A 14,203-nucleotide genomic window follows, 5' to 3' on the forward strand; every position below is an offset into this window, starting at 1 on the left:
TAACTTATTCTTTGTCTGAATCTTCTTCAGTAGTTTCTGCTTCTTCAACGTTTTCATCGTCAGCAGCACCGTTAGCCATTTCAACTTCAACGCTCTCGTCGTCATCGTCTTGACCTTGCTTACCTTCGATAACTGCGTCAGCCATCGCACCTGAAATAAGGCGGATAGCACGGATAGCGTCATCGTTTGAAGGGATAACAACGTCAACTGGAGTTGGGTCAGTATTAGTGTCAACCATTGCGACAACAGGAATACCTAAAATGTTAGCTTCGTGAACAGCAATCTTTTCCTTCTTAGGATCAACTACGAACAAAACATCTGGGATTCTAGGCATATCTTCGATACCACCTAAGAATCTTTCAAGCTTGTCCATTTCCTTAGTCAAAAGTGAAGCTTCCTTCTTTGGCAGTACTTCAAAAGTACCGTCTTCTGACATCTTCTTTAAGTCCTTTAATCTTTGTACTCGGCTTTGGATAGTCTTCCAGTTAGTCAAAGTACCACCTAACCAACGTTGGTTAACGAAGTATTGACCAGCACGAGTTGCTTCTTCAGCGATTGAATCTTGAGCTTGCTTCTTGGTTCCTACAAAAAGAACTACGCCACCTTGTTGAGCAACAGCTCTAACAAAAGCATAAGCATCATCCAACATCTTGATTGTCTTTTGCAAGTCAATGATGTAGATACCATTTCTTTGAGTAAAAATGTAAGGAGCCATCTTTGGATCCCATCTTCTAGTTTGGTGACCGAAGTGGACACCAGCTTCAAGTAATTGTTTCATTGAAACTACTGACATAATAAATTCCTCCTATGGTTTTTGTCCTCTCAAGCGGTCATTTCAATATCTCGCCAAGTGTATGGCACCAAAATATTGATCGCTCTTGATGTGTTTTACCTGCATGCTCTATTCAGCACACCATAATAGAATACTAGATTTAGCTGTAAGATGCAAGACTAAAAATCTACTCCATGCTCATGCAGAAATTTTTCTTTCCACTGTCTTGGATGATGTTTGAACCAATATTCGCGTTTAAGGGCTAAATTTTTATCAGTGAACTTCTCATGATAAATCATTTTAACGGGGCGTCTTGCCTTAGTATATTTCGCACCCTTGCCTGAATTATGGGCTGCCAGCCGTTTTTGTAAATTATCAGTAAAACCACCATAAAAACTGCCGTCGCTGCATAATAAAACATAAAAGAAATAATCTTTACTCTTTTGTCTTTGTGCGCGATCCTCAGGCGTTTCACGAATAATACGCTGAATTGACGGCAAATAATTGCCTGCCCTGTCGTGAACTTCAATTGCGTCTTTTAAAACCAAACCATCACTAGCTGTATGCTTAACTGCCTCAATGATAATCAGATTGCTGTCATCGCCGCGATGCGAAACAAAAGGTTGAACGACCTTAATACTTAAATCGTGCTTCATACAAAAGTAGGCAATTTCGTTTAACCGCTCAGGCCGATGCACCATAAACAGCTTGCCCTTCATTTTTAATAAGCCACTGGCAACGGCAATTATTTCTTCAAGATTAATTAGAATTTCGTGACGCGCAATTGCCTTTTTCGGATCTGGATTAACATCATGACCTTCTGGCACCTTGAAATATGGCGGATTAACAACCACTACATCATAAGAATCTTTACGTAAAAAGGCAGCCGCATCCTTAACATTTTTTTGAAAAACAGTTATTCGGTTTTCCATTTGATTAAGCTCAACAGAACGCCGTGCTTGTGAAGCTGCCTCCGGCTGAATTTCTACCGCATCATATTTTGCCCGATTAAAATATGCCATATAAATGCTAGCCGCACAATTGCCCGCACACAGGTCAGCAACTTTTGAGCGATCTCGGATTGCTTCTTTAGCTAGTGATGCCAAAAGCAAAGTATCAAGTGAAAAACTAAATGCTGTTTTATCCTGAATAATCTTCAAGTCATCACTATACATATAATCAATTCGTTCATTATTGGCCAATTTCACCATAAAATTTTGTCCTCTCCCTGAGCTTTGTTATAATATTTTACAACAACTGGAGGAGTTTAATCATGTTTTATCATTTTATTCGCGCCGTTGCGCGATTTGTTATCTGGATTCTTAACGGTCATTTACATGTTTATCACAAAGAAAACATCCCCGAAGGCAACTATATCCTAGCTGCTCCACACCGAACTTGGTGGGAACCAATTTTATTCGCCTTAGCTGCCAGTCCGAAGGAATTCATGTTCATGGCCAAAATCGAATTATTTAAAAATCCAATTTTACGATTCATTTTAACCCATGCGCATGCTTTTGCCGTTGACCGCAAACATCCCGGCCCTTCAGCATTAAAAATTCCAATTAAGGGTTTAAAAAAAGGCGATTACTCATTAATTATTTTCCCATCGGGAACAAGGCATTCAGCTGAACTTAAAGGCGGAACCTTGGCAATTGCCAAATTATCGGGAACGCCAATTGTTCCTGTTGTCTATCAAGGACCCCTTACTTTCAAGGGACTGTTGAAACGCCAGCCGCTTGACGTTTGCTTTGGTAAGCCAATTCAAGTTGATCGTAAAACCAAATTAACTCACGAAAACGAAGCTGCCTTTGATGAACAATTAAAAAATGCTTGGGATCAAATCGATCACGAACACAATCCTAATTTTCATTACGTTGCCAAATAAAAAAGATTGAATTCATTACGAGTTCAATCTTTTTTTGTTAGTGCTAAAATTAATAATATTTAAATGAACGGAGGAATTTTAAGTTGTTAGAAAAAACTTTTTACAAAATTATGCTCAGCAAGTCATTTCCTTTTCCAATTAAGGTGACCTACTGGGACGGTAAAAGTGAAACCTACGGTAATGGCAATCCTGATATTGAAATTATTTTTAATGAAAAAATTCCAATGTCAGCAATCTCACGTAATGCTTCCCTAGCTCTAGGCGAAGCATACATGGATAAAAAAATCGAAGTTAAAGGCAGCCTGCAAAAATTAATTTGCGGTGCCTACGAAAGTTCAGAGAGCTTTTTACGGTCAAACAAGTTTCGCAAATTCTTGCCTGAACAAAATCATAATGAGGAACAAAGTGAAAAAGATGTCCAAAGTCATTATGATATTGGCAACGACTTCTATCAATTATGGCTTGATCCGACATTGACATATTCTTGTGCGTACTTTACCAGTGACAATCATGATAATCTTGAGCAAGCGCAAATTGCCAAGATCCATCATATCTTAAACAAACTGCATCCCGAAAAAGGCAAAACACTATTAGATATTGGCTGCGGCTGGGGAACGTTAATGCTCACTGCTGCTAAGGAATACGGCTTAAAGGTAACTGGCGTTACACTTAGCGAAGAGCAATACAAATTAGTACAAAAGAAAATCTATGACGAAAATTTGCAAGACGTCGCTGAAGTTAAACTTGAAGATTACCGTGAACTTGGTGACCAACAATGGGATTACATTACTTCTGTCGGCATGTTTGAACACGTGGGCAAAGAAAACTTAGCCCAATATTTCAATGATGTTGCCAAATACCTGAAAAAAGACGGTGTTGCCTTAATCCATGGCATTACTCGTCAACAAGGTGGTGCAACTAACGCTTGGCTTAATAAGCACATTTTCCCAGGTGGTTATGTTCCCGGTCTAAATGAAAATATTTCGCACATTATTGCCAGCGGTATGCAGGTTGACGATGTCGAAATGCTTCGGCGCCATTATCAGCGCACAATAGAAATTTGGGACAGTAACTTTAATGCGCACCGTGAACAAATTCAAAAACTAATGGGCGAGCGTTTTACCCGCATGTGGGACTTATACTTACAAGCCTGTGCTGCCTCATTTGAATCCGGTAATATTGACGTCATTCAATATTTGATTACTAAGGGTCCATCTGGTAAAAACCTGCCATTAACCCGTGACTACATGTTAAATAAATAGACTAAACAAAAAAACTAGCAGCTCGATTAGACTGCTAGTTTTTTGTTTAATTACATTTTGAAAATTTTACCTGGATTCAAAACATCATTTGGATCGAACAAGGTCTTAACTTTCCGTAATAATTCGGTATAGTCATGACCATAAAAGTCTTCAAAGTTATCAGCACGGGCATAACCAATTCCGTGTTCACCAGACATATTACCATCAAGAGCTTTAGCCGTCTTGTACAGTTCGTCAATTACCTTTTTGCTCGTCTCAGCGTATTCCACGTCATTCATTTCATCTGAGCAAAGGTAAATGTGCAAATTACCGTCGCCTGCATGACCAAAGTTAGGAATTCTGATATGCAATTCGTTTTCTAATTCTTCAATTCTATCCAGAACATCCGGAATATGATTAATTGGTACACAAATGTCAATTTCATCCATTTTCGGCGTTGATTTTTGAATAGCTAAAAGCAAAGCTTCACGACATTCCCAAATCTTCTTGGCCTCATCAGAATCAGCACTCAAAACAACTGCTTCTTCGGCCTTAAAGTCCTTAACTGTAGTCAAAGTCTGCTCTAATTCAGCCTTTAATTCTTCATCTGTAAAGGCATCAAGCCCAAGAATAATAAAACCGTCGCCATCTTTAATTGGGAATTGGTCACCAGCATATTCTTCCCACAAGTTGATTACTTTACGACCCATAAATTCAACTGTTGTTGGTACAACACCGGATTTTAAAATTGCAGGTACTGACTTAATGGCATCATTTAAGGTTGGATAAGGAATAATTGCATTGATTGACTTACGAGGTTTTGGATAAAGCCGCAAAGTTACTTCGGTAATTACACCTAATGTTCCTTCTGCCCCAATAATCAAGTCTTTAAGTGAATATCCAGAAGCTGATTTAACTGCCTTAGAACCAAACTTATACAGCTTGCCGTCAGTTAAAACAACCTTTAATTCACGGATATGTTCTCTAGTAACACCATATTTAATCGCCTTCAAACCGCCGGCATTAGTTGAAACATTACCACCAATTGTTGCCCAGTGCATTGCTGGAGCTGGCATATATGTAAATGGCTTATCTGCCAAGTAGTCTTCAATATCCTTTAGTCTAATTCCTGCTTGAACAGTCATTGTCAAACTTTCAGGATCATAATCGAGCACATGATTCATTTTAACCATATCAAGCGAAATACCAGCATCAACGTTCAAGTTGGCACCCATTAAACCAGTCGAATTACCACGAGGTACTACCGGAATATTGTTATCACTAGCGTACTTAACAATATTTTTAACTTCATCATTATTTACTGGTTGAATTACCAATTCTGGCATTGCTCTAACAGTCTTGAACTGGTCGTGATCCCAATGCTCAGTTGGCTTAGTAATAAACCTCTCTGGCTCAGAAACAAATTTACTTAAATTTTCACGATCAGTTTGATCGATTACATGATATTCCATTGCAATTTCCTTTCTTATTGTAAAATTACAGATGTGATAAAAATCAACATAGACTAAATTTACGCCACTGTGTAATCGCTGTCAACTTTTATAATAAAAAAAGCGAAGACTTACGGTTAAGTCCTCGCTCATATTATTTTTGATTTTGCAAAGTATACAAATTGTAATAATAGCCTTTTTGGGCCAATAATTCTTGATGGGTGCCGCGTTCAATAATTCTTCCCTGATTTAGAACAATAATCTGATCGGCATCAACGATCGTTGATAAGCGGTGAGCAATTGCAAGGGTCGTCCGGCCTTGGCGTAAGCGATGAAGTCCCGCCTGAATTAACGTTTCCGTTTCGGTATCGACATTTGCTGTTGCTTCATCCAACACCAAAATTTTCGGATCCGTTACAAGCGTTCGAGCAAACGAAATCAGCTGTCGCTGTCCCTGACTAAATTCGCTGCCGCCTTCATCAACTGCCGCATGATATTTGCCCGGCAATTTTTCAATAAAGTCAGCAGCCTGCACTGTCTCTGCAGCCCGTTTAATCTGCTGGTCCGTAATTTGCTCATTATACAGGCGAATATTAGAACTAATATCGCCATAAAACATAAATGGATCCTGTAAGACCAGTCCTAATTTCTTTCGCAATTCTGCCTTAGGGTATTTTTTAATATCAACGCCATCAATCAGCACTTCTCCCTGATAAAATTCATAAAACCGCATCATTACGTTAATAATCGAGCTTTTACCCGATCCCGTATGACCGACAATTCCCAGAGTTTCGCCTGGATTAACGGTAAAAGAAATATCATGCAGAATTTCGTTTTTCCCATCATAGGAAAAACTAACATGCTTAAATTCAATCTTGCCCTGCGTGATTGTCAATCCCGGCTGCTCATCCTGCTTAGGCTCATAATTAGTATCATCTAAAATACGAAAAATTCTTTTACCCGCAACAATCCCATCCTGAAAGAAGGTCATCTGATCCATCATATTTGAAATTGGATTAAAGAACTGCGAAATATACTGTGAAAAAGCATAGACGACCCCAGCAGGTACAAAAGTTTTTTGCAGTGGGAAACCAAAATACATTAAGGTTAACGCTAGAGCCAGCGAATAAAGCAGACTGGTCAACGGTGACAGCAGTAAGGAATTCAGATTAATCATGCTGAAACGCGTTTTCATTAGCGCCGCATTTTCATGCTCAAAATTACCGGTCATGCGCTTTTCTTGTTTAAACTGCTGAATTAACGAGACCCCCTCAATTGATTCGTTCAAGTTGGTATTAATTCGGCTTAACCGCTCGCGATAATTACGGTAAAGTTTAGAACTGCGCTTGGAATATTGCCAAATAACCAGTAGGGAAATTGGTAAGAAGGCTAACATGATGAGCCCCGCAAAGGCATTAGTGGTAAACATTGCCACCAATGCCGAAACAATTGAAAACAATGACAAGACAACACTTGATAGAACCGTTAAGAAATTGCTCAACGTCATGGTATCATTGGTCACCCGCGAAACAATTGAACCAGCTGGTGTTTGGTCAAAATAACGCATCCCCAACGTATGCAGTTTTTTATATAATTCGGCGCGCAAGCCCTCGAGAGACTTTTCTGATCCCAACGCAAAAAAGTATTCATACGTAAACTGCAAAATACCCTTGATAACTGATCCGCCAGCATATAACAAGCCGGCAAAAATAATCACTTGCGTTGTAACATTGGCCTTAGCCAAATAATTATCAAGGAAAAATTGCAAACCATACGGCAGCAGGATATTGATAATACTGACAAGCAAGGCGCCGATTCCAGCAATAATCATTTCATTTTTAAAGCGCAGTACAAAGCGAACAAGCCGCTTAAAAATATCAAACTGCTCTTTAACCGGAATCTCTTTGGACCAAACTGATTCATTCTGTTCATCCATCTTACTCACCTACCTTTTCTTCTAATTCCTGCCGCCGCCACATTTCCGCATACCAGCCATCTGCAGCTAGCAACTGTTCGTGTCTGCCGCGCTCGACAATTGCGCCATCTTTTAAGACTAAAATCAAATCGGCATTCATGACCGACGTCAACCGGTGAGTTGCAATCATTGTTGTCTTACCAGCACGTTCCTTGCGCAATGATTGTAAAATTGCCATTTCGGTTCGCGCATCAACTGCCGACAGAGCATCATCCAAGACCAAAATCTGGCTTTGCTTCAGTAATGCCCGCGCAATTGACATCCGTTGCTTTTGCCCTCCAGAAAGCGAAACCCCGTTTTCGCCAACCAGTGTCTTGTAGCCAGCCGGCATTTGCAAAATATCCTCATGTAGATCACTCTTTTTGGCAGCACTAACAATTGCATCCTCAGACGCATCAGCCTGTGAAAAGGCAATATTCTTTTGAATTGTCGTTGAAAACAAGTAATTATTTTGCGGTACATAAGATATTTGGCGCAAAAGGACATTGAGCGGAATTGTCCTGATATCATAGCCATTTAACGTTATCTGCCCATCATACTTATCAAATTCGCGCAAAAGCAATTGAATAATCGTTGTTTTTCCTGAGCCGACCTTACCAACAAGACCTAAGGTCTGGCCTTTTTTAAGGGTAAAATCAATTTGGTGCAGAACTAGCAGTTGTGGTTCATCAGGATAAGCAAACGAATTAATCTGATAATTCAAATCACCTGCTAAATCGTCAGCTGTTAGGCTTTCATTAGCATGCTGATCGGTAATTTGCGGCTGCTCATCCAGCAATTTTTCAACCCGGTCATAACTGGCACTACCCCGCTCCAAAATATTGAATAGGTAGCCAATGGCAAACATCGGCCAAACCATGTTGCCAATGTAGGCAATAAAGGAAACTAACTGCCCGATTGTTAGAACCTTGTTAACAACCAGCAAGCCGCCATAAATAATCGTAATCGTATATGTTAGCCCAATAATAATTGTGCCTAGCGGATCAAACAAAGCATCCCACTTGAAGACTTTTTTATTAATCTTGATCGTATCATCAACCATCTGGTCAAATGCGGCGGTATCTTCGTCTCCTTGACCAAAAGTTTTGATAACTTTCATTCCCGAAACGGACTCCTGCGTCTTATTGTTTAACCGCGAAAAAGCCGCCTGCGACTCATCAAAGGCATCATGCAGATGATTACCCAATTGCCATGCACCCCAGGCTAAAAATGGCAGGGGCAATAACGCCACAATTGTCAGCCGCCAGTCAACAAAAATAATCATCGCTATCATGGTTGACACGCCCATAATTAACGAATCGACCAAAGTCAAAACGCCAGCCCCAGCAACATCTTGGATTGCAGAAACGTCATTTGTTGCGTGCGCCATCAAGTCACCAGTTCTGTGCCGCTGGTAAAATGTCTGGTCCATCACCATAAAATGTTTAAACAATTTTGAACGTAATTGCCGTTCAAGTTCAGCTGCACCACCCCAAATTTGTTTACGCCAAAAATAGCGAAAACCATATAGCAGTAAGGCAGCCGCGATAATCGCTAAAACTAATCCGCCATACTGCAGCCAACTAATATGACCTTGGTCAAGCTGATCCGCCATCAAACCTAAAATCCGCGGCGGTACTAAATTTACGATTGAAGTCAGTGCTAAAAAGGTTACACCAATTAAATAGCGCTTCTTTTCCTTTTTAAAAAACCAACCTAATTTTAAAAAAATTCCCATCTTTATTCCTATCTGACTTGCACCAAACTAAAAAAAAGACGGGGAACAATCCCCGTCTTTTTAGTCAATCTTAAGATTAATTATTTTGATGCTTCATCATGTTCATCACTTGGTTAACCTTCTTTGCAGAAGGCTTTTGTCCCATTTGTGACATCATCGCAACAATCATATCTTCACTGATTGGTGGATTTTCCTTAAAATATTTTTTCATGTATGATCTTGCACCGTAAAAGCCGCCAATTAAGCCGACTAATAGCGCAACAATAATTAAAACAATTGCTAATGCCAAATTCATAAAAACTAACTCCTCAAAATATCCAATAGTTATATCTTACCTAAACTTGCATAAAATTTAAAGGTTAAAATTAATCTTTTCTTAAACCTTTGCGTCTTTGTGCCTCTTTAGCCTTTTCAGATGTGACTTCCTTACCGTCTTTATCGATAATTACCATATCTTCAACGTTTTGCTTAAAACTAGCCCGGAAATTCTTTAAAAATTCTTGGTGCAGCTTCTTGCGTTCCTCTTCCTCTTGCTCGGTCAGATTACTCGCCTTTTTCTTACGGTATAATTCATTAATTCGGTCAATTGTTTGCTTTTCTTTATCTTGATTCATTTTTGACACCTCTTATTAAAAAAGTCTACCTTATTTGTCCCCAGAAAAAAAGTTTTAGTTCTTAGAACGTTTGTTTGTATTTAGCAAAAATCTTTGGTAAACTTACTTTATAGAAATTTTATCTTATAGTAATGGGGAGAAATTATGCCTGTTAATCATGATTCTAAACAATTAGAAATATTACGCTATATCTATGAAACCGTGGCGGACCGTGGTTTTCCCCCAACTGTTCGTGAAATTTGTGCCGCAGTTAATCTTTCTTCTACGTCAACTGTTCACGGACACCTGGCTCGTTTAGAGAGAAAAGGACTGCTAATTAAAGATGCAACTAAACCGCGTGCTTTAGAAATCACAGCAGAAGGTAAACGAGCATTAGGTATTAAACCCAACGAAATTCCAGTTGTTGGCGTTGTTACTGCCGGTCAGCCAATTTTAGCGGTTGAAGACGTTGAAGATTACTTCCCCTTGCCGCCAGATTTAGCCAACGATGCTGGTGACCTATTCATGCTAAAAGTTCACGGCGAAAGCATGATCAATGCTGGTATTTTAGATGGTGATAATGTCATCGTCCGCAAGCAAAGTTCCGCAATTAATGGTGAAATCGTGGTTGCAATGACTGAAGAAAACGAAGCAACCGTCAAACGATTTTATAAAGAAAAAGACCATTACCGCCTACAGCCGGAGAATGATACGATGGCGCCAATTATCCTTGACCAAGTGCAAATCTTGGGTAAGGTAGTTGGTCTTTATCGGAATAACATCAACTAATTAAAAAGACTAGAATTTAAATTCTAGTCTTTTTCTATGTCTAAATATGGCTTCAAAGCAAGCCAATCTTCTTTAATAGTTTCCGTTAACTTGCGATTATAAAAAACCGCTGCCGGATGATATTCCATAATCAAAGTATATTTTTCTTTCGACCATTCATAACCATCTTCAGCAACATTTAATTGCAAAATTGGTGTCTGCTTAATCACCTGACCATGTTCACGTGAAATACTGTGCCCCGGTCCCAGCAAACGTTCAATTGCAGTCCCGCCAACCGTGACAATAATTTTAGGCTGGACATGGGCCACCTCATAATCAAAGAATGGTGCATGAGCTAAAACTTCTTTTTTAGTCGGTTTTCGGTTTGGGTGCTTAATAACGTCCTTGTTTTCTTTTTTACTAAAAACTGTTTTGGTTGCATAAGGGCGGCTGCGAACCACGCTGGTGATATAAACATCATCGCGAGTCAAGCCAATTAATGCCAATGATTTCATTAATTCCTTACCTGAACTACCATGAAACGGGACATGCGAGACAATTTCATCTCGACCGGGAGCCTCACCGACAATCATTAGCGCTGGATCTTGTGGTCCTGCACCTTCATTTAGCCCCTCTAATTTCATTCCATGTGCTCTTTTTTGCACTTTTTTAATCAGCCATTCTGGATACTTCATCACGTATTATCGCTTTCATTTCAAGACATTTGCGAGTTTCCACATCTACTCGTCAATTTAACTTCACAAACTTTTTGGCTTTAAACATCAATAATCATTGATATTTAAGCATTTATATTTTTATTTGTGAAATTTATCCTAGTTTCACATTAGTTTCACACTGCAAATTTTCACAAGCATTATGCTAGATTTTTGCTAAAATTTGTGCAGCTAATTGTAAAGCTAGTTCATGTGCATCCCTGCCCCAGCTGCGGTCTTCATGCTTTTCCAAATCACTTAAAGAGTCCGCCGTAAACAAGATTTGCGCAAAATCTACCTGGCGAAAGTTTGCGCACGTAGCTAAGGCTGCACATTCCATTTCAACGCAAGAAGCACCCAACTCTTTAAATTGCTTAACTTTAGCTGGCGTCTCTCGGAAAAAGCCATCGGTTGTCCAAGTGGTAACTTCTTTCACCTTAAAATTATTCTGCTGCATTAATTCTTCAACTCGTCTTAAGTAAGGACCTTCTAAACTAATAAAATTACCTGCGGGCGCGTAATGAAATGAAGTTCCTTCATCACGAATTGCCTTAATTGGCACCAAAAAATAATTTTCCGGCAAATCAACCAGTACGCCGGAAGAACCAATGGCTATGACCTGCCTCACACCATAACCGATTAACCAATCAAGCAATTCGACAGCTGCCGCTGCACCGATTTTCGCCTGACAGAAAGTGATTTTTTCATTGCCTAAATTAACCTCATAAATCGGCGTCTCGCCTTCAAAACAATCATAATGTCCCAGCTTGCGATACGGATATTGAGACAAAAAGTTAGCAATTGCCTCAGAAGTAATAAAGGCAAATAATAATTTTTTGGGAAAATGATAATCAAGCTCAGCCCGCTCATGATCGGGATCCAGCACAGCGCTAGGATTTGGATCAAATTGCGTTAAAAACGGTTTACTCATTTTATCACCCTCCAATTATAGAAACATATTTTTATAGTACCACAAGTAACAAAAAAAGAACCATCTTTTTAAAAGATGGTTCTTTTTTAATGGTAAAGCGTGAATTAACGACGCTTTTCTGCGATTCTTGCAGACTTACCATGACGTTCACGTAAGTAGTAAAGCTTAGCACGACGTACACGACCGTGACGTAATACATCAACCTTAGCAACACGTGGGTCGTTAACTGGGAAAGTACGTTCAACACCAACACCAGAAGCAATCTTACGAACAGTGTAAGTTGCAGCAATGCCAGCACCCTTTCTCTTGATTACGACACCTTCGAACATCTGAATACGTTCGTGAGTACCTTCAACAACGCGAACATGAACACGAACAGTGTCACCAGCGCGGAAGTCAGGAATATCATCACGTAATTGTTCTTTAGTCAATTCTTGAATTAATGGATCCATAATTTTTTCTCCTCTTGCGGCATTCATTAACGCTACCTGCGCCAGCGGAACACCCATAACTCTTAGTGCAGCTAAATGCCAACACCTTTAATATCTTAGCAAATTCGCCGTATTAACGCAAGCTTAATCCTCTTTTTTAAATTCAGCAAGCCAGTCACGTTCTTGAGCACTCAAATCATAATTTTCGAGCATATCTGGCCGAGCTAAATAAGTTGCTCTAAGTGCTTCCTTGTGCCGCCATTCGGCAATTTTTTGGTGGTTGCCTGAGGTCAATACTTCCGGCACCTTCAAGCCTTCAAAGTCGACCGGTCTCGTATACTGCGGATATTCAAGTAATCCGTGAGAGAAACTTTCTTCAACTGGGGAAGCTGCATTACCCAAAATCCCCGGAAGCAGCCGCACTGTCGCATCAATCATGCTCATGGTTGGCAATTCGCCGCCGGTTAAGACATAATCACCAATTGAAACAGTTTCATCAGCCAAATCATAAATCCGTTGGTCAAAGCCCTCATAATGACCACAAATAAAAGTTAGATTTTCTTCATTAGACCAGCGTTGAGCCGTTTGCTGGTTGAAGGTTTGGCCCTGCGGTGCTGTAATAATCACTTTACCCTTATTAGTCAGTGAATCCAATGCCTTCTTAATCGGCATAATTTGTAAGACCATTCCCGCACCGCCGCCATACGGTGTATCATCAACGTGATGGTGCACATCACTGGTAAAATCGCGAAAATTAACTAGATTAAGTGCCCATTTACCGTCTTCTAATCCGCGCCCCAGCATTGAAGTCTGCAGTGGGGTAAACATATCTGGAAAAAGCGTTAACACGTTAATCTTCATCGCGCAGACCCTCCATTAATTCAACATAAACCTCTTTGCCAGCAATATCGACCTTTTTAACCACATCATCAATATAAGGAATTAGGTATTCCTTGCCTGATTCTTCGGTTACCTGCCAGACATCGTTAGCACCAGGAGACATAATATCGGTGATTTTCCCCAAAATTTCGCCAGTTTGATTATCTAAAACTGTGCAGCCGAGAATATCACGATAATAGTAAACCCCATCGGGCAAGTCGTGTTGGGCGTCTTCACTTACAACCAAGGTTTTGCCCTTTAATTTTTCAGCTTGATCGATATCGGTAACTTCCGCAAACTGAACCAGCCACGACTGCTTAAATGGCCGCCCGCTTGTGACTGTTAAGACACGGTCTTGATCGTCTTTGAGAGTTAATTTACTGCCAGCAGAAAAGCGTTCCTCGGGAAAGTCAGTTATCAAGTTAACCTTAACCTCACCCTTCAGTCCGTGTGTTGTCACAATCTGCGCTACATCATAATATTGCATTTGCCCTCCTAAATCTAAGTAAGAAAAAAGTTTGAAGCTTCTAACTTCAAACTTTCTACCTTTGCAAATTAATTATTTGCTTTGCTTTGATTCGTGCAACTTCTTCATTAAGCCAGCACCTGAAAGAAGTGATCTAACAGTGTCTGAAGGTTGTGCACCCTTCTTAAGCCATTCAAAGATTTTGTCTTCATCAAGCTTTAATTGCTTTGGTTCTGCAACTGGGTTGTAAAAACCTACTTCTTCGATGAAACGACCATCGCGTGGCATTCTTGAGTCTGCAACAACGATTCTGTAGAAAGGCTTTCTTTTAGCACCCATACGGCGCATACGAATTTTTACTGACATAAATTAATATCC

General features: G+C 39.9%; 16 protein-coding genes. 3 read left to right on the forward strand and 13 right to left on the reverse strand.

The window, feature by feature from the left end; translation table 11 throughout:
- Positions 1 to 4 precede the first annotated feature (4 nt).
- Together rpsB and OZX58_RS04845 are read right to left on the reverse strand one after the other, a co-directional pair.
- Positions 5 to 793 (reverse strand): 30S ribosomal protein S2, encoded by a 789-nt coding sequence (gene rpsB, locus OZX58_RS04840; RefSeq protein ID WP_277129512.1) that lies wholly within the window; start codon positions 791 to 793, stop codon positions 5 to 7.
- Between the two features lie 158 nt (positions 794 to 951).
- Positions 952 to 1,983, reverse strand: a complete 1,032-nt coding sequence (locus tag OZX58_RS04845) for a GIY-YIG nuclease family protein (RefSeq protein ID WP_277140491.1) — start codon at positions 1,981 to 1,983, stop codon at positions 952 to 954.
- Positions 1,984 to 2,045: 62 nt separating this feature from the next.
- Here OZX58_RS04845 and OZX58_RS04850 point away from each other — a divergent pair, with 62 nt between their 5' ends.
- Positions 2,046 to 2,660 carry a 1-acyl-sn-glycerol-3-phosphate acyltransferase gene (locus OZX58_RS04850; protein ID WP_277140492.1) on the forward strand — a complete coding sequence of 205 codons (615 nt, stop codon included), beginning with the start codon at positions 2,046 to 2,048 and terminating at the stop codon, positions 2,658 to 2,660.
- Positions 2,661 to 2,743: 83 nt separating this feature from the next.
- Positions 2,744 to 3,922 carry a cyclopropane-fatty-acyl-phospholipid synthase family protein gene (locus OZX58_RS04855; protein WP_277140493.1) on the forward strand — a complete coding sequence of 393 codons (1,179 nt, stop codon included), beginning with the start codon at positions 2,744 to 2,746 and terminating at the stop codon, positions 3,920 to 3,922.
- A gap of 50 nt (positions 3,923 to 3,972) precedes the next feature.
- Here the strand turns inward: OZX58_RS04855 and OZX58_RS04860 are convergent, their stop codons facing one another.
- The 5 genes from OZX58_RS04860 to OZX58_RS04880 all read right to left on the reverse strand — a co-directional run bounded on the left by OZX58_RS04860 (position 3,973) and on the right by OZX58_RS04880 (position 9,658).
- Complete coding sequence (locus tag OZX58_RS04860; RefSeq protein WP_277140494.1) at positions 3,973 to 5,373, reverse strand: FAD-binding oxidoreductase; 1,401 nt, start codon at positions 5,371 to 5,373, stop codon at positions 3,973 to 3,975.
- A gap of 133 nt (positions 5,374 to 5,506) precedes the next feature.
- Positions 5,507 to 7,288, reverse strand: coding sequence for an ABC transporter ATP-binding protein (locus tag OZX58_RS04865; RefSeq protein ID WP_277141755.1), 1,782 nt, complete (start codon positions 7,286 to 7,288; stop codon positions 5,507 to 5,509).
- A gap of 1 nt (position 7,289) precedes the next feature.
- Positions 7,290 to 9,044 carry an ABC transporter transmembrane domain-containing protein gene (locus OZX58_RS04870; RefSeq protein WP_277140495.1) on the reverse strand — a complete coding sequence of 585 codons (1,755 nt, stop codon included), beginning with the start codon at positions 9,042 to 9,044 and terminating at the stop codon, positions 7,290 to 7,292.
- 76 nt (positions 9,045 to 9,120) lie between these two features.
- Positions 9,121 to 9,339: a YneF family protein gene (locus tag OZX58_RS04875; protein ID WP_277129506.1), complete on the reverse strand. Its 219-nt coding sequence runs from the start codon at positions 9,337 to 9,339 to the stop codon at positions 9,121 to 9,123.
- Between the two features lie 70 nt (positions 9,340 to 9,409).
- Positions 9,410 to 9,658, reverse strand: a complete 249-nt coding sequence (locus OZX58_RS04880; RefSeq protein ID WP_277140496.1) for a DUF896 domain-containing protein — start codon at positions 9,656 to 9,658, stop codon at positions 9,410 to 9,412.
- 144 nt (positions 9,659 to 9,802) lie between these two features.
- Here OZX58_RS04880 and lexA point away from each other — a divergent pair, with 144 nt between their 5' ends.
- Positions 9,803 to 10,426 carry a transcriptional repressor LexA gene (gene lexA, locus OZX58_RS04885; RefSeq protein ID WP_277140497.1) on the forward strand — a complete coding sequence of 208 codons (624 nt, stop codon included), beginning with the start codon at positions 9,803 to 9,805 and terminating at the stop codon, positions 10,424 to 10,426.
- Between the two features lie 23 nt (positions 10,427 to 10,449).
- On the opposite strand, the gene OZX58_RS04890 is transcribed toward lexA, so the two are convergent.
- The 6 genes from OZX58_RS04890 to rpsP all read right to left on the reverse strand — a co-directional run bounded on the left by OZX58_RS04890 (position 10,450) and on the right by rpsP (position 14,191).
- A complete protein-coding gene (locus tag OZX58_RS04890; RefSeq protein WP_277140498.1) occupies positions 10,450 to 11,100 on the reverse strand; it encodes a uracil-DNA glycosylase in 651 nt (216 codons plus the stop codon).
- A 184-nt stretch (positions 11,101 to 11,284) separates the two neighbouring features.
- The gene (locus tag OZX58_RS04895) at positions 11,285 to 12,049 is read right to left on the reverse strand and encodes a nucleoside phosphorylase (protein ID WP_277140499.1); all 765 of its coding nucleotides are present in this window, start codon (positions 12,047 to 12,049) and stop codon (positions 11,285 to 11,287) included.
- Between the two features lie 104 nt (positions 12,050 to 12,153).
- On the reverse strand, positions 12,154 to 12,501 hold the full coding sequence (gene rplS, locus OZX58_RS04900; RefSeq protein WP_277133631.1) for a 50S ribosomal protein L19: 348 nt from the start codon (positions 12,499 to 12,501) through the stop codon (positions 12,154 to 12,156).
- Positions 12,502 to 12,624: 123 nt separating this feature from the next.
- A complete protein-coding gene (trmD, locus tag OZX58_RS04905; RefSeq protein WP_277129500.1) occupies positions 12,625 to 13,341 on the reverse strand; it encodes a tRNA (guanosine(37)-N1)-methyltransferase TrmD in 717 nt (238 codons plus the stop codon).
- Positions 13,331 to 13,846 (reverse strand): ribosome maturation factor RimM, encoded by a 516-nt coding sequence (gene rimM, locus OZX58_RS04910; protein ID WP_277140500.1) that lies wholly within the window; start codon positions 13,844 to 13,846, stop codon positions 13,331 to 13,333. Before rimM ends, trmD begins: the two co-directional genes overlap by 11 nt.
- Positions 13,847 to 13,918: 72 nt before the next feature.
- Complete coding sequence (rpsP, locus tag OZX58_RS04915; protein WP_277129498.1) at positions 13,919 to 14,191, reverse strand: 30S ribosomal protein S16; 273 nt, start codon at positions 14,189 to 14,191, stop codon at positions 13,919 to 13,921.
- Positions 14,192 to 14,203: the final 12 nt, after the last annotated feature.

Origin of the sequence: Lactobacillus sp. ESL0680 (assembly GCF_029392855.1) — a bacterium.
Lineage (GTDB): Bacteria > Bacillota > Bacilli > Lactobacillales > Lactobacillaceae > Lactobacillus.

Excerpts from the sequence above, each read along its gene's own strand:
- rpsB (WP_277129512.1), bottom strand. The coding sequence starts at position 793 with ATGTCAGTAGTTTCAATGAAACAATTACTTGAAGCTGGTGTCCACTTC.
- OZX58_RS04845 (WP_277140491.1), bottom strand. The coding sequence starts at position 1,983 with ATGGTGAAATTGGCCAATAATGAACGAATTGATTATATGTATAGTGAT.
- OZX58_RS04850 (WP_277140492.1), top strand. The coding sequence starts at position 2,046 with ATGTTTTATCATTTTATTCGCGCCGTTGCGCGATTTGTTATCTGGATT.
- OZX58_RS04860 (WP_277140494.1), bottom strand. The coding sequence starts at position 5,373 with ATGGAATATCATGTAATCGATCAAACTGATCGTGAAAATTTAAGTAAA.
- OZX58_RS04865 (WP_277141755.1), bottom strand. The coding sequence starts at position 7,288 with ATGGATGAACAGAATGAATCAGTTTGGTCCAAAGAGATTCCGGTTAAA.
- OZX58_RS04870 (WP_277140495.1), bottom strand. The coding sequence starts at position 9,044 with ATGGGAATTTTTTTAAAATTAGGTTGGTTTTTTAAAAAGGAAAAGAAG.
- OZX58_RS04875 (WP_277129506.1), bottom strand. The coding sequence starts at position 9,339 with ATGAATTTGGCATTAGCAATTGTTTTAATTATTGTTGCGCTATTAGTC.
- OZX58_RS04880 (WP_277140496.1), bottom strand. The coding sequence starts at position 9,658 with ATGAATCAAGATAAAGAAAAGCAAACAATTGACCGAATTAATGAATTA.
- lexA (WP_277140497.1), top strand. The coding sequence starts at position 9,803 with ATGCCTGTTAATCATGATTCTAAACAATTAGAAATATTACGCTATATC.
- OZX58_RS04890 (WP_277140498.1), bottom strand. The coding sequence starts at position 11,100 with ATGAAGTATCCAGAATGGCTGATTAAAAAAGTGCAAAAAAGAGCACAT.
- OZX58_RS04895 (WP_277140499.1), bottom strand. The coding sequence starts at position 12,049 with ATGAGTAAACCGTTTTTAACGCAATTTGATCCAAATCCTAGCGCTGTG.
- rplS (WP_277133631.1), bottom strand. The coding sequence starts at position 12,501 with ATGGATCCATTAATTCAAGAATTGACTAAAGAACAATTACGTGATGAT.
- trmD (WP_277129500.1), bottom strand. The coding sequence starts at position 13,341 with ATGAAGATTAACGTGTTAACGCTTTTTCCAGATATGTTTACCCCACTG.
- rimM (WP_277140500.1), bottom strand. The coding sequence starts at position 13,846 with ATGCAATATTATGATGTAGCGCAGATTGTGACAACACACGGACTGAAG.
- rpsP (WP_277129498.1), bottom strand. The coding sequence starts at position 14,191 with ATGTCAGTAAAAATTCGTATGCGCCGTATGGGTGCTAAAAGAAAGCCT.